This is a genomic window from Methylobacterium sp. FW102-HT35C08 (assembly GCF_058790235.1).
On the sequence record NZ_JBYTCL010000002.1, the window covers coordinates 4396328 to 4420565 of the forward strand.

A 24238-nucleotide genomic window follows, 5' to 3' on the forward strand; every position below is an offset into this window, starting at 1 on the left:
TTGTAGCGGGGCAAGAGCGCGGCCTGCGGGCCTAAGCGCATCGGGCTGAGAGGGGCTGAGCCGGATGGATACGGGCGGAACCGCCACGAGCCACGTGCCGGACGAGCTGAAGGCGGACGCGCATCGGGGCGATCCGTTCGCCGCGGCCGTGCGCGCGACCCGGATGCCGATGATCGTCACGGATCCGAGTCAGTACGACAACCCGATCGTCTTCGCGAACAACGCCTTCCTGAAGCTCACCGGCTATACGCGGTTCGAGGTGCTCGGCCGCAATTGCCGCTTTCTTCAGGGACCGGAGACCAATCCGGCGGCGATCGACCGGATCCGCGACGCGGTCCGGCAGGAGGTCGACATCCGGGTCGACCTGCTCAACTACCGCAAGGACGGCTCGACCTTCCACAATGCCCTGTATGTCGGGCCGGTGCGGGATGCGGACGGCAAGGTCGTCTACTTCTTCGCCTCGCAACTCGACGTCAGCGAGCATTACGCGCTCACCGCCGAGATCGAGCGGCTGGAGGGCGAACTCGCGGAAGCCCGGGCGAAGCTCGCCGCGCGCTAGAACCCGGCGCCGCGCGCGCTCAGGGCTTCGTCAGGAAGCCGATCGGCTCCCGACCCGGCTGGCCGAGCCAGAGCAGCACCGCGCCGAGGCCGAGCCCGATCAGCGAGACCGGCGCCAGGGTGAGCGGCAGGCCGAGGATGTGCCAGAGCCAGGGCGCCGCCCCCTCGACGCTGCCCTGCAGGGCACCGGCCTTGTCCTTGAACAGGGTGGCGATCACGTCGGAGAGCGGCGTCACCCGCAGGCCGTTATTGGCGATCGAGCGGGCGCCATCATACACCAACGCGACGAAGCCGCCGGCCATTAGAAGAAAGCCCAGGACGCGGGCCAGGAAGCGGAACATCGCGGGGCCTTCGGAGCCTTGCCGGTGAGCTTTGCCTGCGCGCCCCGGAAGGCGCCCGTCACGGGAGTATGGGTCTCGGACGCCCGGTGCAAGCGCCGCGGCCGCGCGGTTGCCGGTCCGGTGAGCGCGTGCCACAGGGTCGGCCGGCGGCGGAAGGCCGTGCGGGGACGGCCGGATTGAACACGCGCGCGACGAATCCCAGCCTCGTGATCTTCGATTGCGACGGCGTTCTGGTCGACAGCGAGCCGCTGAGCCTGGCCTGCCTGACGGCGGGCCTCAACCGCATCGGCGTGGCGATCGATCTCGCCACCGTGCGGGCGCGCTTCACGGGCACCTCCATGGCCTCGATCATGGCGCATATCGCGGCGGATTACGGCATCACGGCATCGCCGGGCTTCGTCGACGCGGTCAAGACCGAGACGCTGGCCCTATTCGACACCGAGCTGAAGGCGATGCGCGGCGTCGCCGCGGCGGTTTCCGGCCTGGGCCTTCCGGTCTGCGTGGCGTCGAGCAGCGACCCGGTCCGCCTGCGCCACTCCCTGGGCCTGACCGGATTGCTGCCGCTGTTCGGCGACCACGTCTTCTCCTCGGCGCAGGTGGCGCGGGGCAAGCCGTTCCCCGACCTGTTCCTGTTCGCCGCCGAGCGCATGGGCGCCGAACCCGCCGCCTGCCTCGTGATCGAGGACAGCGTCCCCGGGGTCACGGCCGCGAGGAGCGCCGGCATGCGGGTCGCGGGCTTCACCGGCGGCGGCCATTGGGGGCACGATCCGGCCGGCACCGATCTCGTGCGCGCCGGGGCCACGCCCATCTTCTCGGATTTCTCCGACCTCTCCGCGGTGATCGGTGGCCCCTGAACGGTCCCACCTACGGGGGACACAGACAGCACCGGCTTCCTGCCAAGCGCGACCGCAAAATCGGAAACCCGTTCCGTTGACGTCCCGCGGCCGCACCTCCATCTTTGAGGGTGCTGGAGGAGAGCCCGCTCCCGCTCCGGCCGCGGTGATTTGAGAAGCGTAGCTTGCGCCGCGTCATCAAACGCTAAAGCACTGCGACGGCCCCGTGCCGCGCGGTCCTTCAGTCTGGAGGACATCCGATGACGAGCCGACCTCGTTCCCTTCGTAACCCGCTCCCGAACGCGCAGGGCTCCCGCGCCGATCGCCGGCGCTGTCGACGCTAGACCGCCGACCATCCGCAGCCCGCATCGCGATCCGGCCAGGCGTCACGCCGGCCCACGGAGTGTCCACCCCATGCAAAGTCTCCACGCAGACCTCAGGCCCGAAAACCGTCTGGAGCCCGAGGACCGTTTCGACGCCGAGCCGGCCCGGGTGATCGAGATCGGCGAGATCACCGCCGGGATCGCCGTCCCCGAGGGGCGCGGCGTGCGGTTCTTCTCGTCCGCGCGCGATTTTGACGGTCTCGACGGGACCGTGTTCCGCACCGCCGAGCAGGCCGCCCGCGCGGCCCGGGCGCGCGTGAGCACCCGGTCGCGGACGGCGGCGCGGCGGGATCAGCCGCGTCTCCGGCACGCCTGAGCGGCGGCTACTTGCTGCACTCCTCGCGGGTGCGCTTCATCGCCTCCGAGAACCCGCCGAGCGCGTATTCGTCGCTCGTCGGGCTCCCCCGCATGGAGGTGGTCTTGATCACGAGCTTCGGATTGCGGGCACTCATCTCCGAGACGACTCGCGCCTCCTCGGCCGGGTTCTGCAGCCAGGCGTTCCCGTCCTTCACCACCAGGCCGTAGCGGCTGGCGCCGAGATTCAGGCTCGGGTCGGTGGGGGCGGCGGCCGAGCCGGGCCTGACCTGGGACGCCGCGGGCTTCGACGGGAAGCCCAGCATCACCGCCACCTCGTTCTGCACGTTCTCGCCCTTGCGCACGCTCACGAACAGGTAGGCGGTGTCGCGCTTCAAGGTCTTGGGCGAGCGGGTCTGGGGCTGGGCGATGGCGTAGCAGAGCTTGTTGCGGCCGTCGCCGTTCACGAACACGTTCCAGTCGCCGAAGATCGCCACCGGCGTCGCCTGCTGCATCCCTGGCGGCGTCGCCGTGGACTTCTCGGCCCGCTTCGGCCGCTCGCGGCCGTGTCGGCGCCCGCGCCGCCCGGAGGTGGCCTCGCCGGCCGCCGCATCGGGCGCGGCCTCCTGAGCCTGTGCGGCGGTCACCGAAAGGGCGGCGCCGCCGACGAGCCCGCCGGTGAGACCGGCGGCGAACCCAGATGCGAGCAGGGCGAGGGCTCCGACCGGGAGCAAGCGGGAGACGCGGACCATCTTCACTTCCTGACGACGGGCGGCTCCGTCAGGAACCGCACCGGGGATCGGGATTAGTGAAGCTTGCGTAAAGCGTCGGCAAGATGGCGACGCGTCTTCCGGTGTTCAGAGCGCGCGGGCTTCCGCGGCCCGGGCGGCGATCACGGCAGCCGGCACGGCCACCGGTTCCACGGCGGCCGCAATGGGCCCGGGGATCGCGTTTGGCTGCGCGGGGGCGGCACGCGTGGGCGCGGCCTCCTTGCGCGGCGGATCGTTGTAGGGGGTGTTGTAGCCCTTGCGCACGGCGGCCCAGTAGGACTCACGCGTCAGGCCCGAACCCGTCAAAGCGGCATCGACCATGGCCGTGGCATGCGCCGCGAAATCCGGCACGTCCTCCGGGTTCAGCCAACTCTCGACAGGCATCCTGCGAACTCCGATCCAAACGGCGAAGCTTCTAGCTGAACAGACTTAGCCAGAGGCTGAACGCGCGGACCGGGCGATGGTTGCGATGCACAATTCCGGTGATGCCCTGTGGGTAAGTGGGTCGGGCTGGGGCCGGGCGCGGAAGAGCGCGGGCCCGTCGGCTCGTCACAGGATGGACTTGATCGCCGATCTCACGGCGCGCCGCGGAGATCAGAATTAACTTCCGACGAGTAGAAATCAGTTGGTCGCGCATCTCCGCGTGCAAGTTCTGTCCGGATATTTCGACCATGTATTCGCCCCAAAACGCGAAATGAAATCTTTCACGGCTGGACATAAAGCTTGCCGCAAGGCGCGATCCAGATCACATTTCTGGCTCGACGCCTCGTGAGTCTGGCGATCGACATGGAGGCCGCTCGTCGAAGCGGTAGGGTCGCGATGGTGGGAATCGTGAACGGCGTTCTGCCGGTTCCGTTGATTCAGCGCACTCAGGCGCCCGCCCACGCTTCCGTCGCGGGCGCGACGGCGGCGCTGGCTGGTCCGGCCAGCGCCGCGTCGGAGCCGTTACGCTCCGCCAGGCGAGCCGAGATGGAGAGCCTGCTGGCGTCCCTGGCCGTGGCGCCGACCGGCATCCGCGACATGGCGGCCCGCCTGCTCCAGGAAGCGGAGCGGAAGCTGGTGCGGCTCCGCGCGGAGGCTCAGGCTGCACGGGCGGCGGGCGACCGCAAGACGGCCGAGCGTATCGCCCGGGAGCTGGTCGTGCTGGCCCGCCAGATCGCCGACGCCGCGCAGGACTACGCCGTCGCGGAGGCCACGCCGGACTTCGTCTCGCCGGCTCTGGCCAAGGCCGCCGCGCGGACCAGCGCCGAAGGCGGCGCGGCGCCCGCGACTCTGGTCGGCGAGGCCGAGGCGGCGGTGTCCGACGCGACGCAGGCCACCGCGGCGGAGGGCGATGTCGGCGCGGACAGGCCGGATCCGCGGGAGGCGGCGGGTGAAGCCGCGCTGCCCCGGCCGGCGGATCGCGAGCCGGTGCCCGGCATCCCGGTCACGCGTGGGCCGGGCAGCGCGGAGGACGAGAGCGTCCCGAGCATGGCCCACCGGCTTCTCGAAGCGGCCGAGGCGCTGCTCGGCGCGATGGAGCAGCTGGCGGGCCGGCGATCATCCCGGGCCCTCCGCACCGATCAGCCGCTCTGACCGACGGTTGCCGAAGACCGGATCCGGTCAGGCCAGACGCTCGATCCAGCCCTGCGCCTGCGCCCGAACGTTCTCGGGCGCGGTGCCGCCGTAGCTGGTGCGGCTCGCCACCGAGTTCGCGACGCCGAGCACCGCGTAGACCGCGTCGGTGATGCGCGGCTCCGCCTCCTGCATCTCGGCCAGCGACAGCTCTTCGAGCCCCACGCCCTTGGCAGAGGCTGCGCCCACGAGGCGGCCGGTGACGTGATGCGCCTGCCGGAACGGGAGGCCGAGCTCGCGCACCAGCCAGTCGGCGAGGTCGGTGGCGGTGGCGTAGCCGGAGCCGGCGGCCTGGGCGAGCACCGCGGCGTTGGGCTCCAGATCCTGCACCATGCCGGTCAGCGCGGCGAGGCACAGGGACAGGGCCTGGAGGGCGTCGAACGTACCTTCCTTGTCCTCCTGCATGTCCTTCGAATAGGCGAGCGGCAGGCCCTTCATGACGATGAGCAGGCCGGTCAGCGCGCCGATGATCCGGCCGGACTTGGCCCGCACCAGCTCGGCGGCGTCGGGGTTGCGCTTCTGCGGCATGATCGACGAGCCGGTGGTGAACCCGTCCGACAGCCGCACGAAGTTGAACTGGGCCGAGGTCCAGACCACCAGCTCCTCGGCGAAGCGCGACAGGTGCACGGCGCAGATCGAGGCCGCCGCGAGCGCCTCCAGCGCGAAGTCGCGGTCGGCGACCGAATCGAGCGAGTTGGCGGTCGGCCGGTCGAAACCGAGCGCCGCCGCGGTGGCGTGCCGGTCGATCGGGAAGGACGTGCCAGCCAGCGCCGCGGCGCCGAGCGGGCACTCGTTGAGCCGCGCCCGCGCGTCGCGGAACCGGCCCCGGTCGCGGGCCAGCATCTCGACATAGGCCAGGCAATGGTGGCCGAAGGTCACCGGCTGGGCCGATTGCAGATGGGTGAAGCCCGGCATCACGGTGCCGGCATGCTTGAGCGCCGTCTGGCTGAGGGCGCGCTGCAGGTCGGCAGCCTGCTGGTCGAGGGAATCGAGGGTGTCGCGCACCCAGAGCTTCATGTCGGTGGCGACCTGGTCATTGCGCGAGCGCGCCGTGTGCAGGCGGCCGGCGGCCGCGCCGACGATCTCGGTCAGCCGGCTCTCCACCGACATGTGGATGTCCTCAAGCTCGCGCTTGAACGTGAAGGTGCCGGCCTCGATCTCGTCGCGCACGGACTTGAGCCCGGCCTCGATTGCGGCCACATCCTCCGCCGGCAGGATGCCGGCTTGGCCGAGCATCGCCACATGCGCCAGCGAGCCGCGGATATCCTGGGGCGCGAGGCGCTTGTCGAATCCGATGGAGGCGTTGATCTCCTCCATGATCTCCGCCGGGCCGCTCGCGAAGCGGCCACCCCACATCCGGTTGCTCATGTCGATCCTTCCGCGCCCTGAACGCCCCGGCAGGCAAAGCTGATGCCCGGCCGCACACCCATCCTGGCCGGCGCGGGCGTCGCCGCGCTCGCCGTCCTCGGGCTCGCCCTATACGGGAGCGGTCTCGTGCCCGGCAACACGGGCGGCGCCCTCCAGCCCTGCGCCGCCGCCAAGCCGGCGCTCGCCCGGGTCGATGCGGCGTCCAAGGGCGAGGTCGCCGCCATGCAGGCCCTGCCCCAGGCCCGGCCTGCGCCCGACCTCCGGTTCAAGGGGCCGGACGGCGCCGAGACCGGGCTCGCCGAGCTGAAGGGCCGGCTGCTCCTCGTGAATCTCTGGGCGACGTGGTGCGCCCCGTGCAAGGCCGAGATGCCGGCCCTCGACCATCTTCAGGCGCAGCTTGGCGGACCGGATTTCGCCGTGGTGGCGATCAACGTCGACACCCGCAACCTCGAGAAGCCGCCGGAATGGCTCAAGCAGGCCGGCATCCGCGACCTCGCTTTCTATGCCGATCCCGGAGGGCGGGTCCTCCCGGCGATCCAGCGTGACACCCAATCGCCCGGCCTGCCGACCACGATGCTGATCGACGCCCAGGGCTGCACCATTGGGGTGATGAAGGGGCCGGCCGCGTGGTCGAGCCCGGACGGGCTGGCGCTGATCCGCGCGGCCCTGGGGCGGACGTCGTAAGGGTTTCGGGTCCGGGGGCTTGTACCAGCTCAGGATGCGCGGCAAGCCCCCGCCGATGACATCGCCCCAGCCTTCCGGCCGCGCGCTCCCGAAGCGGCGCCCGCGCCCGCTCTCGGCCATCCGCACGATGCTCGCCAGCGAGGCTGCGGGCGGCCTGATCCTGATGGCGGCGGCGGCCCTGGCGCTGGTGGTCGCCAACGGCTCCTTCGCCGGGACCTACGCGCACGCCCTCCACGCCGAACTCGGGCCGATGAGCGTGCAGCACTGGATCAACGACGGCCTGATGGCCGGCTTCTTCCTGCTGGTCGGGCTGGAGATCAAGCGCGAGGCCCTCGACGGGCGGCTGCGCACCTGGCCCGACCGGGTCCTGCCGGGCTTCGCGGCGCTCGGCGGCATGGCGGTGCCGGCCGGGTTCTACGCGCTGGCCAATCTCGGCGCCCCGACCCTGCGGGGCTGGGCGATCCCGGCGGCGACCGACATCGCCTTCGCGCTGGGTGTCCTGGCGCTTCTCGGGTCCCGCGTGCCGGTGTCCCTGAAGATCTTCCTCAGTGCGGTCGCCATCGTGGATGATCTCGGCGCCGTGGTGGTGATCGCGCTGTTCTACAGCACGGGGCTCGATGCCACGATGCTGGGCCTCGCCGCCCTCGTGCTCGCCGGCCTCTACGGCCTGAACCGGGCTGGCGTCGCCTGGCTTCCGGCCTACGGGCTCCTCGGCCTCGTGCTCTGGGTCCTCGTGCTGCGCTCCGGAATCCATGCGACGATCGCGGGGGTGCTGCTGGCGCTCACGATCCCCATCCGGGTCAGTCCCGGCAAGCCGGAGCACGCGCACTCGCCGCTCCATCGCCTGGAGCACGCCCTCGCGCCCTGGATCACCTACGGGGTGGTGCCGATCTTCGGCTTCGCCAATGCGGGCGTGGACCTCGCCGGTCTGACGCCCGACGCCCTGCTCCAGCCCGTGACCCTGGGCATCGCGGCGGGCCTGTTCCTGGGCAAGCAGGCCGGGGTGTTCGCCAGCCTGCGGCTGGCCGTCGCGCTTGGGCTGGCCACGCGCCCGGCCGGGGCCGGCTGGGGTCAGGTCTACGGCGTCGCGGTTTTGTGCGGCATCGGCTTCACCATGAGCCTGTTCATTGGCGGCCTCGCCTTCGCGGATCCGCAGCACGAGACCGCCGTGAAGCTCGGCGTGCTCGCCGGCTCGGCCCTTTCGGGGCTCGTCGGCGCGGCGATCCTGCTGCTGGCCAAGCCGCGGCTCCCCGTGGCCTGAAGCGCCGCTCGTCCTTGCGAGCGGAGCGAAGCAATCCAGGGACTCACCACATCCAGAGATCGCGCGCTGCCCTGGGTCGCTTCACCGACACGCGCGATGCCGGTGTCGATCGGCTCCGGGGTCCGCTGCGGGCAAAAATGCGCTACGCCCCGTCGGCATGCGCTTCTATCTCGGCCTCGCCACCACCTTCCACGATCCTGCCCTCGCCCTGGTCGGGCCCGACGGCACCCTGCTCTTCGCCGAGGCCGCCGAGCGCATCCTCCAGTACAAGCGGGCGCCGAACTGCGAGCCGGACGCCCCCATCCGGATGGCGTCGCTGCTGAAGGACCACGTCCCGCCAGGCTCCGAACTCGTCATCGCCTCGACCTGGGGCCCGCAATTCAGCGAGTTCCTGCGGGGCCAAGCCGGCGCCGGGGCGTTCGACCTGATGGCGCTCGCGGCCCACACCACGGCGCTCAACCGCTCCTTCGTGCCCGAGCAGGCCGAGCGGGTGTTCATCGCCGACCTTCACGGCGCGCAGGAGCGAGCCGGCCACGGCACTCTGCTGGCCCTCAACCAGGAGGCCCGGGTCACCGGCGCGGCGCCGCGCGCGACGATCGCCGGGCAGCGGCGCTACCCGCACCACCTCTGCCACGCCGCCTACGGCCTGTGGGGCAGCCCGTTCGACGACGCCACCGCCCTGGTGGTCGACGGCATGGGCGAGACCGGCGCGTCGGCGATCTACCGGTTGCAGGATGGCCGGATCACCGAGTTGCGCCGCCACCGCGGGCGCGGCTCGCTGGGCTTCCTGTACGGGCTGATCACCGACCTCGCCGGCTTCGACCAGGTAAAGGGCGAAGAGTGGAAGATCATGGGGCTCGCCCCCTACGGCCGCCCCGATCCGGACCTCGCCGCGCTGCTCGGCCGACTCTGCACGGTCGAGGGGCACCGCCTGCGCTTCGCCGACGCGGACACGATCCGGGCGGTGGCCGCGGAGATCCGCGCCCGCCGCCCCGTCGACGCCCTGGAGAACGGATGGGCGGACCTCGCCCGCTGCGGCCAGGACCTTTTTGCGACTTTGATGGACGCGCTGGTGGCCGAGGCACACGCCCTGGCGCCATCCGAGAATCTCGTGATTGCTGGCGGCTGTGGGCTGAACTCGTCCTATAACGGCCGGGTGCTCGGCCGGTCCGGGTTCACCCGGCTGCACGTCCCCTCGGCCGCGGCCGACGACGGCAACGCGGTCGGCGCGGCGTGGCTCGCCTACGCGGAGGACAATCCGGGCTGGGCCGGTCCGCCGCCCGCCGCCCGGCCGCTCACGCCCTATCTCGGCTCGCGGGTCTCCACGGCGCCGATGGAGCGGCTCGCCGAGCAGGAGCCGCGGGCCAAGCGCGTCGGCCACGCGGAGGCGACCCGCGCGGCGGCGCGGATCCTGGGCGCGGGCGGTCTCGTCGGCTGGGTGCAGGGCCGGGCCGAGTTCGGGCCCCGCGCGCTCGGCAACCGCTCGATCCTGGCCGACCCACGGCCGGAGGGTGCCAAGGACGCGCTCAACGCCAAGGTGAAGTACCGGGAGGCGTTCCGGCCGTTCGCGCCGTCGATCCTGGCCGAGGCCGGGCCGGACTGGTTCGAGGATTACGCTGACAGCCCCTACATGGAGCGGACCCTGGTCTGGCGAGAGGCGGTCCGCGCCCGGGTGCCGGCCGTGGTCCACGCCGACGGCACCGGCCGGCTCCAGAGCGTCACGGCCGAACGCAACCCGGCCTACGCGGCGCTGATCGGGGCCTTCGCGGCGATCACGGGCGTGCCGATCCTGCTCAACACCAGCTTCAACGTCATGGGCAAGCCGATCCTCCACGGCGCGGAGGACGCGATCCTGATGTTCTACACCTCCGGCCTCGACGCCCTCGTGGTCGAGGATTGGCTGGTGGTGAAATGAGAGACGCCGCGCCCCCGGGGGACGCGGCGCCGATCGCGCAAACGGGGCGGAGACTTACTCGCAGACCTCGACGCGGCGATAGGTGAACTCGCCATCCCCGAGCCACTCCTTGCGGCGCTCGTAGTGGCAGATCGGACCGCGGCGCTCGCGCACCACGACGGTCTCGGGCTCCTCGACCACGACGCGGCGCGGGCGGTACTCCGGCGGGGGCGGCGGCGGGTTGGCGCCGTTGACGAGGGCGCTGCCCACCACGCCGCCGACGACGCCGGCCGCGAGGCCGCCGACGATGGCACCCGTCTGGTCGCGAGCGGTGGCCGGAGCGACGGCCCCGAGCACCAGGGTGGCGGCGAGGGCGGCGGCCCCGGCGCGGATCATCGTGAAGGAACCGTTCAAGGACACGCGAAACATCTCCCGTTCGTGTTGAGGATGATCCAACACCGGGAGGATTAAAAATCCGCGAAGCGGTCCAATTCGATTGTGTACCAGATAAGCCGCGGCGCGACCTCTGACGGCGGCGTTATCCGCCTCGTCCTTGCGAGCGCAGCGAAGCGAACCAGGGCAGCGCGACAGCGCGGAGCGTGGCGCAGCTGGATTGCTTCGCTGCGCTCGCAAAGACGGTCCGACCCCTTGCAGCTTGCCCCGAGACCGGGGACTTGGTTGCGCCCCCCCTCAGAGCAGCCCGTCGAGAGACGTGACCACGTTGGTGGGCGCGAGGTCCGCGTACTCGTCCGGCAGCCCCCGGCGGTTGACCCAGGCGGTCCGGAATCCGAAGGCGCCCGCGCCCGCCACATCCCACCGGTTCGAGGAGCAGAACAGCACGTCCCCCTCCCCGACCGCGAGCCGGATCAGGGCGATCCGGTAGGCATCGGGATGCGTCTTGAACACCTGCGCGTCATCCACCGACAGGACCGCGTCGAGGTGGTCGGCCAAGCCCGCCGAGGCCACGGCCCGGTCGACCATGGCGGCGTTGCCGTTGGTGAGCACCGCGGTGCGGATCCCGCGCTTGCGCAGGGCCGCCAGCACGCCCGGGACTTCCGGGTAGGCGTCGAGGTCGCGGTAGGCGTCGAGCAGCCGCTCGCGCAGGCCGGGATCGACCTGCGGGTGGACGGCCAGCGCGTAATCGAGGGCCCGGACGGTGAGGTCCCAGAAGGCGGCGTAGCGGCCCATCAGCGACAGGGTCCAGCTGTATTCCAGCTGCTTGTTGCGCCAGACCTCGGAGAGGTGGACCGCGTCGGGCCCGACCGCCTCCGCGTAGCGCTGGACCGCGGCATTCACGTCGAACAGCGTTCCGTAGGCGTCGAACACCGCGGCCTTCACCCCCGCGAGCGGTTCCCTTGCGTCGGTCATGGCGTTCCTCACTGGATGCGTTCGCCCGATCTGGGGCCGGGATGCGCGGCGGCGAGCCCGGACCGGTCCTCTCAGGCCCGGCGCAGGCGCAGGCCGAACAGGTGCAGCAGGCCCGCCAGCAGGCCGCCATAGACCGCTGCGCCGGCCATTCCGAGCACCGCGAGCACCACGATCTCCCGTCCGTGCGGCAGGTCCGGCACCAGGGCCTCGGCGATCCCCTGGCCGTAGACGGCGACAGCGGCGAGCCCCAGGCAGGCGAGCAGGACACCCGCGACGGTCAGGCCCAGGGTGCGTCCCGGCGCCGTCCAGTTCCGGCGCTTGGCCAGGACGAGCAGCAGCAGCAGGTTGACCCACTGGCTCACCGCGGTGGCGAGCGCCAGGCCGGTGACGCCGTAGGGGCCCGTGAGCCAGAGCTTGAGCGCGACGTTGACGCCGATCGCCGTGAGCGAGGCCCAAAGCGGGGTCTTGGTATCCTGGCGGGCATAAAAGCTCGCCACGGCGCTGCGCACCAGCACCACGGCCGGGAGCGCAAACCCGTAGGCCGCCAGCACCGCGGCGGCCCGGGCCGAATCCTCGGCGCTGAACGCCCCGCGCTGGAACAGGGCCGCCATGATCAGGCCCGGGATGGTCAGGAACGCGACGGTGAACGGCGCCGACAGGGCGAGCGAGAAGCCCGCCGCCCGGTTCTGCGCCGCATGGGCGCCGGCGACGTCGCCGGCGGCGATCCGGCGGCTCATCTCGGGCAGCAGCACGGTCCCGGCCGCGATGGCGATGACGCCGAAGGGCAGCTGGTAGAGCCGGTCCGCGTAGTAGAGCGCCGAGACCGCGCCGGTCGGCAGCCAGCTCGCGATGATCGTGTCGGCGAAGGCCGCGATCTGGAACCCGGCCGAGCCGATCACGGCCGGCCCGAGCACCGCGAAGAAGCGTTTCAGCGTTGGGTCGAGCCGCGGCACGGCGAGATCCGGCATCACGCGGACCCGGCGGCAGCCCCACCACAGCAGGCCGAACTGCAGCACCCCCGAGACGGCGACACCCCAGGCGGCCGCGTAGGCGGCGTTCGGGAACAGGAAGCTCAGGCCCAAGGCCGCCAGCATGGCGAGGTTGAGCAGGATCGGGGCGCCCGCCGCCACCGCGAAGTGCCGGTGGGCGTTGAGGATGCCCGACAGCAGCGTCACCAGCGTCATGAACAGCAGGTACGGGAAGGTGATGCGGGTCAGCGCCACCGCGAGCTGGAAGCGCTCGCCATCCTCCGCGAAGCCCGGCGCCAGGGCATGGACGACCCAGGGCATCGCCGGCAGGGCGAGGTTGAGCAGCACGAGCTGCACGATCAGCATCAGGGTGAAGACCCGGTCGGCGAACCGGTGCGCGTCCCCCGGGGCGCCCGCCTCGGCGAGGCCGGCATAGGCCGGCACGAAGGCGGTGTTGAACGCGCCCTCGCCGAAGATCGCGCGGAAATGGTTCGGCAGCCGGAACGCCACCACGAAGGCGTCGGCCATGGGCCCGGCGCCCATCACGGCGGCCATCACCACGTCGCGGGCGAAGCCGGTGACGCGCGAGACCAGCGTCCAGCCGCCGACGGACAGGATGGAGCGGATCATGGTTCCGCGCGCTGCCGGGACGGTGTCTCCCACCGCGGGGGCGGGGCGGCGCGCCTCGGGAATGTCGCGGATGTCGCTGGAAGGGAAATGGCCGGACCCTTTGCACCGGGTCATCCGGCGTCGGGCGCATCAAGAGCCGGTTTCAGCCGCCACCTCAAGGGTGCCGCGGACACAAAGCCCGCGGCACCGGGAAAACGCCTCAGCGGGTCGCCTCGGCGTACATCTTCTCCACGTGCTCCCAGTTCACGAGGTTCTCGATGAACGCCTTGAGGTAGTCGGGCCGCCGGTTGCGGTAGTCGATGTAGTAGGAGTGCTCCCACACGTCGACGCCGAGGATCGGCTTCGCGCCGTGCACCAGCGGGTTCTCGCCGTTGGGGGTCTTCATGATCGCGAGCTTGCCGTCCTTGACGGCGAGCCAGGCCCAGCCCGAGCCGAACTGGCCGACGCCCGCCTGGATGAAGTCCGCCTTGAACTTCTCGGCGCCGCCGAGATCCTCGTCGATCTTCTTGGCGAGCGCGCCCGGGATCGCGCCGCCGCCATTCGGCTTCATCCACTGCCAGAAGTGGATGTGGTTGTAGTGCTGGCCGGCGTTGTTGAAGAGCGGCTGATTGGTGTTGTAGGCGGCCTTGACGATCTCCTCGACGCTCTTGCCCTGAAGATCCGTGCCCTCGAGCAGCTTGTTGCCCGTATCGACATAGGCCTTGTGGTGCTTGTCGTGGTGAAACTCGAGGGTCTCCTTGGACATGTACGGCCCGAGGGCATCGTACGCGTAGGGCAGTTCCGGCAGGGTGAAGGTCATCGCGTCTTCTCCGCTTGGCTGGGGACGGTCTCGCCCCCGGCGGGGCTCCCGAGTCGAGAGTTCGCTAGGTAAGTCGAGGGCCGCAAGACGGCAACGCCGTTCCGGCCCGACGGCGCGCGAAGTTCCGGGGATGACGCGAGGATGATATCGGCGCGACGGGACGGGGTGCGCCGCGGCCGCACACGGACAACCGAGATAGTCCGGTATCCCGAACAATTTCGCCGCTTAATTTTGCAATATGACGGCTAGGCCTTACTGTGCGCCATGCTTTGAGCGCCGGCGGTGAGCCGGCCCGTGCCAGAGAGTATCATGATCGCTGCGCTGTTCGCGCTCGCCGCCGCCATGATCATCGGGGGCTGCGCCGCCGTGATCCAAGGCTTCCCGTATGTCCGTCTGGAGAGCGGCCTCGCGATGGTGATCGCGGGCTCGGTGGCGGCGTCCTCGGGTGCGGTGCTGCTCGGGCTCGGCGTGCTCGCCCTCGCCTTCCGGCGGGTCGAGCGGGCGATCGGGCGGGTCCCGGCCTCCGCGGGTCGGGACGCGGCCGGAGCCGCGTCCGCGGACGACAGCCGGACCCGGCTCCCGCCCGTCCTGCCCGCCGCCCCGACCTTCATCGTGCCGTCGGTGGTCGAGCCGCCGTTCGATCCCGAGCGGCCGCGCATCGAGCCGAGCCTGGAACTCCGGGCGGACGAGATCGCCGCACCGGCGTCCGTACCGCTCGCGGCCGAGCCGCCGAAGGCTGTCGAGCCCGAGCCGACCCCGCTTTTCCCGATTCCGCCCGTCACACGCGATGAGCCGGCCCTCGAGCCCGAGCCCAGGCCGGAGGCGCCGCAACCCGCGCGCGTGATCGCCCCCGAGGACGATCTGTTCGCCGCCCCCGAGGAACCGCCGGAGCCCAAGGACGCGCCGCCGTCCCTGCGCCCGAGCCTCGACACGGTTCCGGAGCCGGACCCGAAGCCGGAGACGCGGACCGTCGTCGGGCGCTATGCCTCGGGCGGCAACACCTACGTGATGTTCGAGGACGGCTCGATCGAGGCGGAGACGCCGCGGGGACGCTTCACGTTCGCGTCGCTCGACGAGCTGAAGGCCTTCGTGGACGGCGGCGGCGAATCCGGGGCCCGGGGCGCCGCCTGACGGCCGGCCGCAGGCCCCTCAGACCAGCGGGTTGAGGCTTTCGTTGCGCGGCGGGATCGGGGCCCGCATGGTCAGGGAGAAGCCGCCGGGCGCGTAGTCGGTCGTCACCTCGGCCTGGACCTGCGCAATCAGGACCCGCTGCAGCAGGCGCGATCCGAAGCCCTGGCGGTTCGGCGGCTCGACCGGGGGGCCGCCGCTCTCGCGCCAGGAGAAGCGCAGCATCCCGGCCGGCCCGCCGGGCTCGAGCGACCAGGCCACCGCGACCCGCCCGGTGCGGTTGGAGAGCGCCCCGTATTTCGCGGCGTTGGTGGTGAGTTCGTGGATCGCCATCCCGATCGGCACCGCGATCTCGGACGGCAGATCGATGGCCGGCCCTTCCAGAGAGATGCGGCCCTCGGCGCCTCCGTCCGAGTCGACCTCGGCATAGGGCTTCAGCTCGTTGAGCAGGAGGTTTTCGAGCGAGGCCGTCTGCCACGTGGCCTCGGTGAGGACCGAATGGGTGTGGGCCAGGGATTTGATGCGCCCGACGAACGCCTCGTAGAAGCTCTCGATGCTGGACGCGGTCCGCGCGGTCGAGCCCACGATCGCCTGCACGGTGGCCAGCGTGTTCTTCACCCGGTGGTGCAACTCGCGGATCAGGAGGCTCTGCCGTTCCTCGGCGAGGCGCCGGTCCGTCACATCCGCGACCACGCCGATCAGGCGGCGCGGCAGCCGGCCGGGCGCGTCGCGCTCGAATCGGCCGGCCATGTCGATCCGGCGCCAGGCCCCGTCGGACTTGCGCCGGATGCGCCCGCTGATGTGCAGGTCCCCATCCTCCCGCAGCGCCTGAGAGATCGCCCGACGGACCGCGGGGCGGTCGTCCGGGTGGAGGATGTCGTTGAGGAACTCGTTCTTGCCGATCGTGCCGTCCTCGGGCGCGTGCCCGAAGATCTCGTACATGTGCTCGTTCTCCCAGATCGCCTGGTCCTCGAGCATGTGCCACTCGAAGATGCCGAGCTTGGCGATCGTCGTCGCCACGCGCAGGCGCTGGTCGCGGGACAGGATCTCGTCTCGCGCCTCGACCCGGGTCGTGATGTCCTGGATGACGCCGACCATGCTGACCGGCTCGCCATCGGGACCCGGCACGGCCTGGCCCCGCACCCGCAGGATCACCGTCCGCCCGGCGACCGTCGTCGGCGTGTCGAACTGGTAGGGCTCGCCGCTCTTGCCGGCCGCCGCGGCGACCGTGCTCAGGCGCACGAGCTCCGCCTGCGACAGGCCAGTCTTCAGTTCCGCCCACGACACGGAGCGTCCCGGCGGACGGCCCAGGATCCGCGCGGCGCGGCGCGACAAGGTGAGAAGGCCCGTCGCCCGGTCCCAGCGCCACTCCCCGAGGCCGGCGGCCGCGAGGGCCTCGCGGTTCGCCTCGGAATGCGCCGCCGCATCCACGTCGACGGGCTCGACCACGAGCGTCGTGCCTGTGCGCCGGACGCGGACGTCGAGGGCGCTGCCGTCCGCGCGCTTCCAGAACTGAAGGCCGTCGCGGAGGCCTCCGGGGCCTTCGTTCAGAAGCTCGGCCGTCGCGTGCCCGGCCAACGTGCCCGGCGCCCAGCCGAGGAGATCGTGCAAGGCCCGGTTGGCAGCCACGATCAGGGTCTCATCCGCCGATAGCACGATGAGGCCGATCGCGGCCTCGTCGAAGCCGGTGCGATACGGGTCGCCCGGCGCCGGGCCCTGCCCCACCGTCTCGTTCACGCGGATAGATCCTCGAACGCGCCGTGGCGCGGTCCCGTCAGCGATACGCCCCCTCCCCGGCACGATCGTCGACCACACCGGCTTCTCAGGATGGCGTCCGAGCGTGACTGTTGCAAGGCGCGCCCGCAAGGCCTGCGGCGACCTGCCCGCACGAACTCAGCGCGGGACCCGCGAAAATTCCAGGTAGGTCGGCCGCCGGCCCGCCTCCAGCGCCTTGGCCTCGTAGCGCGTCCCGAGCCAGCCCGGGAAGGGCTGCGTCCAGTCCGGCGCACCCCGCGCGGTCCAGGTCAGGACCGGGCAGCGCGCGGCTCGCGCCAGGGTCCAGCCGGCGTAGTCGTCGATGTCGCTGGCGAAGCGGAACAGGCCGCCATCCTTCAGGACGCGGCCGATCTCGGCGAGCGACGCGTCCGAGACGAACCGGCGCTTGCGCTGGCGCCGCTTGGGCCAGGGATCAGGATAGAGCAGGTAGACCCGCTCCAGGCTGGCATCCGGCAGGCGCGCCAGCAGGGCGGTGACATCCTCGTCGCGGATGCGGACGTTGCGCAGCCCCCGCTCCTCGATGGCGGCGAGCAGCTTCACCACGCCGTTGACGAACGGCTCGGCCCCGATGAAGCCGATGTCGGGATGCGCCGCGGCCTGGGCCGCGAGGTGTTCGCCGCCGCCGAAGCCGATCTCCAGCCAGACCGCGTCCGGCGGGCTCGGCAGGGCCGGGAAGAGCGTGCGCGGATCGAGCGGCGCGTCGTTCTCCGGCAGGACGATGCGCAGGGCCGGCAGCAGCTCCGCCCTCCGCCGCTCCTGCTGGCCGCGCAGGCGCTTGCCCTTGCGCCGCCCGAAGAAGGCGCGCTCCGGCTCCTCGGCCGTGTCGGGCGAGCGTCCAGGGATGTCTGACATGGGCACGGTGTTACGTCGAAGGGATCTCAGATCCGGAAGCGGGCGTCTCCGCCGCACGGGACGGCAACCCGCGCCGTCGTTCCGGGGCCGCCGCAGGCGAGCCCGGACCCGGAGGGGCACGCCGGAGGCGGGCAAGCCAGACCCGCAGATTGTGCCCGATCGTGGCGTATCGGCGCGTCCGGATCCCGGGCTCCGCTGCGCGGCCCCGGGATGACGGGGTGGCTGTCCGCGCTGTTGGCGTCGCCCGGAGACGGGACGCCCCGCCTACGCTGAACCTGCGTCACGCCGGCCGCGAGCCGGCGCTTCGTTCTTCGAGGACCCGGACCTGCCGCGCAGGTCCAGGGTCACGCAGCGCGGCGCTGCCCTCAGGCGAGGGCCGATTTCAGCTTGTCGGCGAGGTCGGTCCGCTCCCAGGAGAAGCCGCCATCGGCCTCCGGCGCGCGGCCGAAATGGCCGTAGGCGGAGGTGCGCGCGTAGATCGGCTTGTTGAGGCTGAGCGCCGTGCGGATGCCGCGGGGCGACAGGTCGATGGCGTCCATCAGGACGCTCTCGAGCTTGGCCTCGTCCACCGTGCCGGTGCCGTGCAGGTCGACATAGATCGACAGCGGCTTCGACACGCCGATCGCGTAGGCGAGCTGGATCGTGGCGCGACGGGCCAAGCCCGCGGCGACGACGTTCTTGGCGAGATAGCGCGCCGCATAGGCCGCCGAGCGGTCGACCTTGGTCGGGTCCTTGCCCGAGAAGGCGCCGCCGCCGTGGGGGGCCGCACCGCCGTAGGTGTCGACGATGATCTTGCGGCCGGTGAGGCCGGCATCGCCGTCCGGGCCGCCGATCACGAACTTGCCGGTCGGGTTGACGTGCCAGACCGTGCCTTCGTTGACCCAGCCCTGCGGCAGGGCCTTGCGGATGTACGGCTCGACGATGGCGCGCACGTCGGCCGAGTCCAGGGACTCGTCGAGGTGCTGGGTCGAGAGCACGATCTGGGTGACCTCGACCGGGCGGCCGTTCTCGTAGCGGACCGTGACCTGGCTCTTGGCGTCGGGACCGAGCTTGGCGGCGTCGCCCTGCTTCGCCTTGCGGGCGTCGGCGAGGTCCTTGAGGATCTTGTGCGCGTAGAAGATCGGCGCCGGCATCAGTTCGGGGGTCTCGTCGGCCGCGTAGCCGAACATGATGCCCTGGTCGCCCGCGCCTTCGTCCTTGTTGCCGGCGGCATCCACGCCCTGGGCGATGTCGGCCGACTGGGCGTGCAGGTGGATGGCGACGTCGTTGTTCTTCCAGTGGAAGCCGGACTGCTCGTAGCCGATGTCCTTCACGGCCTCGCGGGTCAGGGCCTCGAGGTCCTTGAAGGTCACCGAGTCAGGGCCGCGCACCTCACCGGCGATGACGATACGGTTGGTGGTGGCGAGCGTCTCGACGCCGAGCCGCGCCTCCGGCATCGCCGAAAGATAGGCATCGACCACGGTGTCCGAGATCCTGTCGCAGACCTTGTCCGGGTGCCCCTCGGAGACGGACTCGCTGGTGAACAGGTAGTTGGAACGCGGCATCGGACGGCCTCGGCTCGAGAGGTACGCCGTTGCGATTGCGGCGTTTGACCCTTCATGGGACCGGGGTTCTCGCACCGGCTCCGAGCATGGTCAAGATGACCGAACGAACGGATCCGCTAAAACGGACGATACGGATTACAAACCGTCCGCCGCGCGCCCGTTATCATCAGCTGCCGAGCTTGCTCTCCAGCGTCCGGATGGCATCGGCGACGTCGCGCCGGGCTTCCTCGGAAAAATTCTCGGTGATGTGCCGGCCCACGACCTCGGCCAGCCGCTTCAGCCCGCCTTCGGACAAAGCGGATTGCTCCTGCTCGGCGAAGCCCGGCGCGATGAAGTCGTCGGTCCGCGGCATGCCCTTGAAGAAGTAATCCATCGGGACGCCGGTCATCCGGGAGAAGATGTCGAGGTGAACGGCACTGATTCGGTTCGTGCCCTTCTCGTACTTCTGGAGCTGAGCTGCAGACATACCGAAGCTCTGCGCGACGCGACGTTGCGTGAGGGACGCCTTGCGTCGCTGCTCGGCGATGCGTTGCCCGACATAGACGTCGCGCTGATCGGTTTTCTGACCCGCCATGAAGAGCTCGTCCACCCCCTGCCATGATTCCCGGCAGCAAAGCTTAGCGCGGCCCCAGGATCTTGTCACCGGGAGGCACGCGACACAGTGAACGATTTGCGCGCCGCGAGAGGACGCACCACGCAGGCGGGCAAAATCTTGGCGTCCCCGGCAGGGCTCGAACCTGCGACCCCAGGTTTCATACCACTTCGACTTTCGCCGCCGCGGCCCGGGGGTCGCGTTCGTGGCCTGGACTATCCCTTCACCATGGGTCGGACCTGTGCCCGACCGTTAGGTGCCGCCCGTCTAGTCTCTACACCTTCCCGAAGGACGCAGGCGCGCCGCGCGGGCTTGGCTCGGGATCGGCAGGGCTCCGAACGCCGAAGCGCAGGTGCCTGAAGCTTTCCCCGACTTTGAGCGGATCCGCCGCGCGGTTTCCCGGTGCGACGCCCAATTCAACCTGTTTAGGAAACCTGTGCTCTGTCCAGCTGAGCTACGGAGACAACCGCGGTTTCCATAGCACCCTCCCCGCTTGAGGCCAACCGCGCCCGGTGGACAGGACGCAGTCCCGGAGCATGATGCGCCCGGGGATTCGATGATCGGGACAGTGGGGTTCGCGGAGCGGTGGGACCGGACGGCGCCGGCAGCGGCGCTCGTGATGGCGGTGCTCGGGATCGCGCCGGCCCAGGCGGCCGGCCGAACCGGGGTCGCGGCGTGTCTGGCAGGGCCGGCGCGGCTGGAGGTCCTGGACGGGGTCGGGCCGCGCGGGGAGATTCGTCTGGCATCCGGCGCCCGCGTGATCCTGGATTCCCTGCGCTGGCCCGAGGCGTCCGACCTCGCCGGGGAGGCGCAGGTCTGGCTCGACGCGCGTCGGGGCGCGCGTCTCACCGTCATCCCGCGCGGCGAGCCCGACCGCTGGGGTCGAGAGCGGGCCGACATCCAGGTCGGGGATGACGACGACCTGGCCGGCGGCCTCATCGCGGCGGGCCTCGCCTTCGCGGACGCGAACGAGGCCGATCTGCTCTGCCGTCCGGCGTTGCGCCTGCTGGAAGCTTCCGCGCGGACGCGCGGGCTCGGCCTGTGGCGCGGGCCCGTCCTGTCGGCGACCGACGGCGCGGCGCTCCGAATCGCGTCGGGGCGCTTCGCCGTCGTGGAAGGCCGCGTGCGCCATGTCGGCGAGCGCGGCGCCCGGACGTATCTCGATTTCGGCGCCCGCGGCGCGGACGCGTTGACGGTCACCGTATCGAAACGCACTTGGCGAATGGTGCGCGCCCGTGGTTTGAGTGCGGCCTCGCTCGAGGGCCGGTCCGTGCGCGTGCGCGGCGTTCTGGAGGTCTGGCGCGGTCCGATTCTGGAAGCCGCGGCCGACGCCATCGAGGTCCTGGACGAGGCGGACCGGCCGGAGGCCGGGCCGGAGGGGGAACGGGGGCTGCGGCGCTGATCGCGATGGGCGGGATCACGGAGCGATTTCGGTGGGCGGGCCATGCCCCGCTCGGCGCTGTGGCACTCTGTGCCCTGGCCACGCTGCTCGGCGCCTGCGTGGCCGATCAGACGGAGGCGACCGTGCGGCCGGCCGTCGTGCGGGTGCCCGCGGAGGCGCCGCGCACCACCGGCCGCGAGCGCGTCGCGGATGCCGACCACCTCAAGCTGGTGGCCTCCTTCGGCGGCGAGGCACGTGCCCCGAACGTGACGCGGATGCTCACCGAGGTGACCGATCGCCTCGTAAAGGCGAGCGACCGTCCCGACCAGGCCTACGTGGTGACGCTCCTCGATTCGCCGGTGGTCAACGCCTTCGCGCTGCCGAACGGGCGGCTCTACGCGACCCGCGGGCTGGTGGCGCTGGCGAGCGACACTTCCGAGGTGGCGGCCGTGCTGGCGCACGAGATGGCCCACGTGACCCTCAGCCACGCCACGGCTCGGAGCGAGCTGGAGCTGCGCTCGGCCCTCGTCAGCCGCGTCGTGGCCGACGTGCTGAACGACCCCGATACCGGCGCCCAGCTGCAGCACCAGTCGCGCTTCGCGCTGGCGCGCTTCTCCCGCGAACAGGAGCTGGAGGCGGACGCCACCGGCGTGCGCACCCTCGCCAAGGCCGGCTACGACCCGTTCGCGGCCGGCCGGTTCCTCACCGCGCTCAACCGCTCGACCGGCCTGAAGGCGGGCAGCGCCACCGAGCCCGACATGCTGGCGACTCATCCGGGGACGGCCGAGCGCATCACCCAGGTCACCCGGGCGGCCCGACGCATCGGCGCGCCGGGCATCGGCACCGACGACCGCGCGTCCTACCTCGCCGCCGTGGACGGTCTCGCCTACGGCGACAATCCGCGCGACGGCGCCGTGCGCGGCCACCGCTTCATCCATCCCGGCCTCGGCATCGCCTTCGAGGTGCCGGAGGGCTTCACCCTGGAGAACACGCGCTCGGCCGTGCTCGGCACGATCCCGGACGGCAGCCGCCGCCTGCTGTTCGACCAGATCGACGCGAAGGAGGGGCAGCCCCTCGACGCGGTGCTGAAGGCGAGCTGGAACGACGCCTTCGACCCGGCCGGCTTCGAGACCCGGGAGGTTGCCGGCCACCCGGCGGCCTTCGCGCTGTCGCGCGGGAAGGACTGGACCTTCCGCCTCGCCGCCATCCGGATCGGCGATTCGACCTACCGGATGATCATGGCCGCCAAGGGCGCGACCGATCCCGATCCGGCCTTCCGCCGCTGGACTGCGACCCTGGTCGCCGTGTCGCCGGACGAGATGGTCCTGCGCCCGCTGCGGCTGCAGGTGGTGCAGGCGACCTCGACCAGCGCCGAGGACCTCGCCCGTCGCATGACGGTGCCGGACCGGGCGCTCGACCGGTTCCTCGTGCTCAACGGCCTGGAGCGGGGGGCGCAGCTGGTCCCGGGCCGCAGCTACAAGATCGTGGCGGAATAGCCGCCTTGCGCCGCCGCGGCTTGTGCCGAGCGTGGCCCCGGCGATCCTGCTGAGGTCGTTCAGGGAGAGCCCCGTGATTCGATTCTACTACAATCTCAGCCCCAACCCCATGAAGGTCGCCCTCTGTCTCGAGGAGATGGGCCTGCCCTACGAGACGGTGCCGGTGGACACCCGCCAGGGCGCGCAATTCGACCCCGCCTACACGGCGATCAACCCGAACGGGAAGGTGCCGGCGATCGTCGACGGCGACGTGACGGTGTTCGATTCGAATGCGATCCTGCTCTACCTCGCCGGGAAGACCGGCCAGTTCCTGCCCGAGGGCGAGCCGGTGCGCGGCGAGATGCTGTCCTGGCTGATGTTCGTGGCGACCGGCATCGGGCCGTTCTCCGGCCAATGCGTCCATTTCCGCCACTTCGCGCAGGACGGCGGCGCCTACGCCACGGAGCGCTACACCTTCGAGGCGCGCCGGCACTGGGGCATCCTCGACCAGCGGCTCGCCGACCGCACCTACGTGCTCGGCGACACCTACACGATCGTCGACATGGCGGTGTGGGGCTGGGCCCGGATGGTGCCGTTCGTGCTGGGCGAGACCGCCTTCGCGGCGCTGCCGAACGTGAAGCGCCTGCTCGACACGATCAATGCCCGGCCCGCCGCCCAGGCCGCCGAGGCGCTGAAGGGCCGCCACGCATTCAAGGCCGAGATGGATGCGGAGGCCCGGAGCATCATGTTTCCCGCCACGCGCAGCGCCGCCTGAGCCGGCGCCAGCGCGATCCGATCGCTCCCGGCCTCAGGGCGCGGGAGCGGTCACCGTGAGCATCGGCAGGGTGACGGAGAGCGTGCCGGGCGGCATCCGCTCGGTCCCGAGCGTCAGGCAGGCGGCGAAGCCGAGGCAGAGGGCGAGACCGAGAAGCGAGGTCTCGAAGCCGCGGTAGACCCAATCCATGGCGGTCCCCTGTATACGAGGGACCGTTAGGATGCGCCGATCGGGTTAACGGATCGGTGCGCCACCTCACCAGCCCGAGGCGACGAGCGCGGCCCCGGCGGCGATCAGCGCGACGCCCGCCCAAGCCGCGAGGCTCAGGGTCTCGCCGAGCAGGCCGGCGCCGAGGAACGCCACCAGCACGACGCTGAGCTTGTCGAGCGGCGCGACCCGGGCGGCGTCGCCGAGCGACAGCGCCCGGAAGTAGCACAGCCACGACGCCCCGGTGGCGAGGCCCGACAGGACCAGAAAGACGAGGCTGCGGCCGGAGATCTGCGCGAGACTCCCAGACTGACCGGAGCCGACGACGATCGCCCCGGCGAAGACCAGGATCACGGCGGTGCGGACCAGGGTCGCGACATCCGACTGCACGCCCGAGACACCGACCTTGGCGAGAATCGCGGTGAGCGCCGCGAAGCCAGCGGCGGCGAGCGCCCAGAAGCGCCAGGATTGCAGCAGATGGCTCACGGAAGTCTCAGATCGCCTCTCAATTCTTGGAAGGCTCAGACTGGCCGTCCAATCCGCGCCCTCATCCTGAGGCGCCGGAGCGCAGCGCAGGCCTTGAAGGAGCCCTCCAGGGATCGCGCATCTGGCTGGAGCCCTCCTTCGAGGCGGCTTCGCCGCACCTCAGGATGAGGTCGCAGGTGGGAGCCACCCTCATCGGGCCCTATCGTGTACCGAGCGTAAGGGAACGTGCGCGGCGCCGGGTCGCTTCGCTACGCTCG

At 71.2% G+C, this 24238-nt stretch carries 25 protein-coding genes; 11 read left to right on the top strand and 14 right to left on the bottom strand.

Annotated features, from left to right (window positions below; translation table 11 throughout):
- The first annotated feature begins 64 nt into the window (after window positions 1–64).
- Window positions 65–559: a PAS domain-containing protein gene (locus AC3WSN_RS20880; RefSeq protein ID WP_492540492.1), complete on the top strand. Its 495-nt coding sequence runs from the start codon at window positions 65–67 to the stop codon at window positions 557–559.
- Window positions 560–578: 19 nt separating this feature from the next.
- Here AC3WSN_RS20880 and AC3WSN_RS20885 read toward each other — a convergent pair whose 3' ends face one another.
- Window positions 579–899, bottom strand: coding sequence for a PetM family of cytochrome b6f complex subunit 7 (locus AC3WSN_RS20885; RefSeq protein ID WP_192710783.1), 321 nt, complete (start codon window positions 897–899; stop codon window positions 579–581).
- A 176-nt stretch (window positions 900–1075) separates the two neighbouring features.
- On the opposite strand from AC3WSN_RS20885, the gene AC3WSN_RS20890 reads away from it, so the two are divergent.
- Together AC3WSN_RS20890 and AC3WSN_RS20895 are read left to right on the top strand one after the other, a co-directional pair.
- Window positions 1076–1753, top strand: coding sequence for an HAD family hydrolase (locus tag AC3WSN_RS20890; RefSeq protein ID WP_492540494.1), 678 nt, complete (start codon window positions 1076–1078; stop codon window positions 1751–1753).
- A 393-nt stretch (window positions 1754–2146) separates the two neighbouring features.
- Window positions 2147–2431, top strand: a complete 285-nt coding sequence (locus AC3WSN_RS20895; RefSeq protein ID WP_192710781.1) for a hypothetical protein — start codon at window positions 2147–2149, stop codon at window positions 2429–2431.
- Between the two features lie 7 nt (window positions 2432–2438).
- On the opposite strand, the gene AC3WSN_RS20900 is transcribed toward AC3WSN_RS20895, so the two are convergent.
- A complete protein-coding gene (locus tag AC3WSN_RS20900) occupies window positions 2439–3161 on the bottom strand; it encodes an invasion associated locus b family protein (protein WP_492540497.1) in 723 nt (240 codons plus the stop codon).
- Window positions 3162–3266: 105 nt separating this feature from the next.
- A complete protein-coding gene (locus AC3WSN_RS20905) occupies window positions 3267–3563 on the bottom strand; it encodes a hypothetical protein (RefSeq protein WP_192710779.1) in 297 nt (98 codons plus the stop codon).
- Window positions 3564–4148: 585 nt separating this feature from the next.
- Between AC3WSN_RS20905 and AC3WSN_RS20910 the strand changes: the two genes are divergently transcribed.
- Window positions 4149–4754 (top strand): hypothetical protein, encoded by a 606-nt coding sequence (locus AC3WSN_RS20910; RefSeq protein WP_192710778.1) that lies wholly within the window; start codon window positions 4149–4151, stop codon window positions 4752–4754.
- 27 nt (window positions 4755–4781) lie between these two features.
- On the opposite strand, the gene argH is transcribed toward AC3WSN_RS20910, so the two are convergent.
- On the bottom strand, window positions 4782–6161 hold the full coding sequence (gene argH / locus AC3WSN_RS20915; protein ID WP_492540499.1) for an argininosuccinate lyase: 1380 nt from the start codon (window positions 6159–6161) through the stop codon (window positions 4782–4784).
- A gap of 42 nt (window positions 6162–6203) precedes the next feature.
- Here argH and tlpA point away from each other — a divergent pair, with 42 nt between their 5' ends.
- The 3 genes from tlpA (at window position 6204) to AC3WSN_RS20930 (ending at window position 10021) form a co-directional block, all read left to right on the top strand.
- Window positions 6204–6845 carry a thiol:disulfide interchange protein TlpA gene (gene tlpA / locus AC3WSN_RS20920; RefSeq protein WP_492540501.1) on the top strand — a complete coding sequence of 214 codons (642 nt, stop codon included), beginning with the start codon at window positions 6204–6206 and terminating at the stop codon, window positions 6843–6845.
- Window positions 6846–6900: 55 nt separating this feature from the next.
- Window positions 6901–8106: a Na+/H+ antiporter NhaA gene (gene nhaA, locus AC3WSN_RS20925; RefSeq protein ID WP_492540503.1), complete on the top strand. Its 1206-nt coding sequence runs from the start codon at window positions 6901–6903 to the stop codon at window positions 8104–8106.
- Between the two features lie 157 nt (window positions 8107–8263).
- Entirely contained in the window at window positions 8264–10021 is a 1758-nt protein-coding gene (locus tag AC3WSN_RS20930; RefSeq protein WP_492540505.1) for a carbamoyltransferase family protein, read from the top strand.
- A gap of 54 nt (window positions 10022–10075) precedes the next feature.
- On the opposite strand, the gene AC3WSN_RS20935 is transcribed toward AC3WSN_RS20930, so the two are convergent.
- The 4 genes from AC3WSN_RS20935 to AC3WSN_RS20950 form a co-directional block, all read right to left on the bottom strand.
- The gene (locus tag AC3WSN_RS20935; RefSeq protein ID WP_192710773.1) at window positions 10076–10429 is read right to left on the bottom strand and encodes a hypothetical protein; all 354 of its coding nucleotides are present in this window, start codon (window positions 10427–10429) and stop codon (window positions 10076–10078) included.
- Window positions 10430–10690: 261 nt separating this feature from the next.
- Window positions 10691–11368, bottom strand: a complete 678-nt coding sequence (locus AC3WSN_RS20940) for a haloacid dehalogenase type II (protein WP_192710772.1) — start codon at window positions 11366–11368, stop codon at window positions 10691–10693.
- 71 nt (window positions 11369–11439) lie between these two features.
- Complete coding sequence (murJ, locus tag AC3WSN_RS20945; protein ID WP_492540508.1) at window positions 11440–12966, bottom strand: murein biosynthesis integral membrane protein MurJ; 1527 nt, start codon at window positions 12964–12966, stop codon at window positions 11440–11442.
- A gap of 199 nt (window positions 12967–13165) precedes the next feature.
- The gene (locus tag AC3WSN_RS20950; protein ID WP_020091320.1) at window positions 13166–13765 is read right to left on the bottom strand and encodes a superoxide dismutase; all 600 of its coding nucleotides are present in this window, start codon (window positions 13763–13765) and stop codon (window positions 13166–13168) included.
- A gap of 309 nt (window positions 13766–14074) precedes the next feature.
- On the opposite strand from AC3WSN_RS20950, the gene AC3WSN_RS20955 reads away from it, so the two are divergent.
- Entirely contained in the window at window positions 14075–14896 is an 822-nt protein-coding gene (locus AC3WSN_RS20955; RefSeq protein ID WP_492540510.1) for a hypothetical protein, read from the top strand.
- A gap of 18 nt (window positions 14897–14914) precedes the next feature.
- Here AC3WSN_RS20955 and AC3WSN_RS20960 read toward each other — a convergent pair whose 3' ends face one another.
- The 4 genes from AC3WSN_RS20960 to AC3WSN_RS20975 form a co-directional block, all read right to left on the bottom strand.
- A complete protein-coding gene (locus AC3WSN_RS20960) occupies window positions 14915–16630 on the bottom strand; it encodes a sensor histidine kinase (RefSeq protein ID WP_192710769.1) in 1716 nt (571 codons plus the stop codon).
- A gap of 156 nt (window positions 16631–16786) precedes the next feature.
- Window positions 16787–17521, bottom strand: a complete 735-nt coding sequence (trmB, locus tag AC3WSN_RS20965) for a tRNA (guanine(46)-N(7))-methyltransferase TrmB (RefSeq protein WP_492540513.1) — start codon at window positions 17519–17521, stop codon at window positions 16787–16789.
- Window positions 17522–17886: 365 nt separating this feature from the next.
- Entirely contained in the window at window positions 17887–19065 is a 1179-nt protein-coding gene (gene metK, locus AC3WSN_RS20970) for a methionine adenosyltransferase (protein WP_192710767.1), read from the bottom strand.
- Window positions 19066–19231: 166 nt separating this feature from the next.
- Window positions 19232–19639, bottom strand: a complete 408-nt coding sequence (locus AC3WSN_RS20975; protein WP_492540515.1) for a helix-turn-helix domain-containing protein — start codon at window positions 19637–19639, stop codon at window positions 19232–19234.
- A 574-nt stretch (window positions 19640–20213) separates the two neighbouring features.
- Here AC3WSN_RS20975 and AC3WSN_RS20980 point away from each other — a divergent pair.
- The 3 genes from AC3WSN_RS20980 to AC3WSN_RS20990 all read left to right on the top strand — a co-directional run bounded on the left by AC3WSN_RS20980 (window position 20214) and on the right by AC3WSN_RS20990 (window position 23288).
- On the top strand, window positions 20214–21059 hold the full coding sequence (locus tag AC3WSN_RS20980; RefSeq protein WP_492540517.1) for a thermonuclease family protein: 846 nt from the start codon (window positions 20214–20216) through the stop codon (window positions 21057–21059).
- Between the two features lie 5 nt (window positions 21060–21064).
- Complete coding sequence (locus tag AC3WSN_RS20985; protein WP_492540519.1) at window positions 21065–22534, top strand: M48 family metalloprotease; 1470 nt, start codon at window positions 21065–21067, stop codon at window positions 22532–22534.
- A gap of 73 nt (window positions 22535–22607) precedes the next feature.
- Window positions 22608–23288 (top strand): glutathione S-transferase family protein, encoded by a 681-nt coding sequence (locus AC3WSN_RS20990; protein ID WP_492540521.1) that lies wholly within the window; start codon window positions 22608–22610, stop codon window positions 23286–23288.
- Between the two features lie 33 nt (window positions 23289–23321).
- Here the strand turns inward: AC3WSN_RS20990 and AC3WSN_RS20995 are convergent, their stop codons facing one another.
- Both AC3WSN_RS20995 and AC3WSN_RS21000 read right to left on the bottom strand, forming a co-directional pair.
- A complete protein-coding gene (locus tag AC3WSN_RS20995; protein ID WP_192710762.1) occupies window positions 23322–23477 on the bottom strand; it encodes a hypothetical protein in 156 nt (51 codons plus the stop codon).
- 66 nt (window positions 23478–23543) lie between these two features.
- On the bottom strand, window positions 23544–23981 hold the full coding sequence (locus AC3WSN_RS21000) for an EamA family transporter (protein ID WP_192710761.1): 438 nt from the start codon (window positions 23979–23981) through the stop codon (window positions 23544–23546).
- Window positions 23982–24238: the final 257 nt, after the last annotated feature.

Excerpts from the sequence above, each read along its gene's own strand:
- metK (WP_192710767.1), bottom strand. The coding sequence starts at position 19,065 with ATGCCGCGTTCCAACTACCTGTTCACCAGCGAGTCCGTCTCCGAGGGG.
- nhaA (WP_492540503.1), top strand. The coding sequence starts at position 6,901 with ATGACATCGCCCCAGCCTTCCGGCCGCGCGCTCCCGAAGCGGCGCCCG.
- AC3WSN_RS20940 (WP_192710772.1), bottom strand. The coding sequence starts at position 11,368 with ATGACCGACGCAAGGGAACCGCTCGCGGGGGTGAAGGCCGCGGTGTTC.
- tlpA (WP_492540501.1), top strand. The coding sequence starts at position 6,204 with ATGCCCGGCCGCACACCCATCCTGGCCGGCGCGGGCGTCGCCGCGCTC.
- AC3WSN_RS20900 (WP_492540497.1), bottom strand. The coding sequence starts at position 3,161 with ATGGTCCGCGTCTCCCGCTTGCTCCCGGTCGGAGCCCTCGCCCTGCTC.
- AC3WSN_RS20980 (WP_492540517.1), top strand. The coding sequence starts at position 20,214 with ATGATCGGGACAGTGGGGTTCGCGGAGCGGTGGGACCGGACGGCGCCG.
- AC3WSN_RS20880 (WP_492540492.1), top strand. The coding sequence starts at position 65 with ATGGATACGGGCGGAACCGCCACGAGCCACGTGCCGGACGAGCTGAAG.
- argH (WP_492540499.1), bottom strand. The coding sequence starts at position 6,161 with ATGAGCAACCGGATGTGGGGTGGCCGCTTCGCGAGCGGCCCGGCGGAG.
- AC3WSN_RS20995 (WP_192710762.1), bottom strand. The coding sequence starts at position 23,477 with ATGGATTGGGTCTACCGCGGCTTCGAGACCTCGCTTCTCGGTCTCGCC.
- AC3WSN_RS20930 (WP_492540505.1), top strand. The coding sequence starts at position 8,264 with ATGCGCTTCTATCTCGGCCTCGCCACCACCTTCCACGATCCTGCCCTC.
- murJ (WP_492540508.1), bottom strand. The coding sequence starts at position 12,966 with ATGATCCGCTCCATCCTGTCCGTCGGCGGCTGGACGCTGGTCTCGCGC.
- AC3WSN_RS20910 (WP_192710778.1), top strand. The coding sequence starts at position 4,149 with ATGGAGAGCCTGCTGGCGTCCCTGGCCGTGGCGCCGACCGGCATCCGC.
- AC3WSN_RS20885 (WP_192710783.1), bottom strand. The coding sequence starts at position 899 with ATGTTCCGCTTCCTGGCCCGCGTCCTGGGCTTTCTTCTAATGGCCGGC.
- AC3WSN_RS20950 (WP_020091320.1), bottom strand. The coding sequence starts at position 13,765 with ATGACCTTCACCCTGCCGGAACTGCCCTACGCGTACGATGCCCTCGGG.
- AC3WSN_RS20985 (WP_492540519.1), top strand. The coding sequence starts at position 21,065 with ATGGGCGGGATCACGGAGCGATTTCGGTGGGCGGGCCATGCCCCGCTC.
- trmB (WP_492540513.1), bottom strand. The coding sequence starts at position 17,521 with ATGTCAGACATCCCTGGACGCTCGCCCGACACGGCCGAGGAGCCGGAG.
- AC3WSN_RS20975 (WP_492540515.1), bottom strand. The coding sequence starts at position 19,639 with ATGGCGGGTCAGAAAACCGATCAGCGCGACGTCTATGTCGGGCAACGC.
- AC3WSN_RS20905 (WP_192710779.1), bottom strand. The coding sequence starts at position 3,563 with ATGCCTGTCGAGAGTTGGCTGAACCCGGAGGACGTGCCGGATTTCGCG.
- AC3WSN_RS20895 (WP_192710781.1), top strand. The coding sequence starts at position 2,147 with ATGCAAAGTCTCCACGCAGACCTCAGGCCCGAAAACCGTCTGGAGCCC.
- AC3WSN_RS20955 (WP_492540510.1), top strand. The coding sequence starts at position 14,075 with ATGATCGCTGCGCTGTTCGCGCTCGCCGCCGCCATGATCATCGGGGGC.
- AC3WSN_RS20935 (WP_192710773.1), bottom strand. The coding sequence starts at position 10,429 with ATGTTTCGCGTGTCCTTGAACGGTTCCTTCACGATGATCCGCGCCGGG.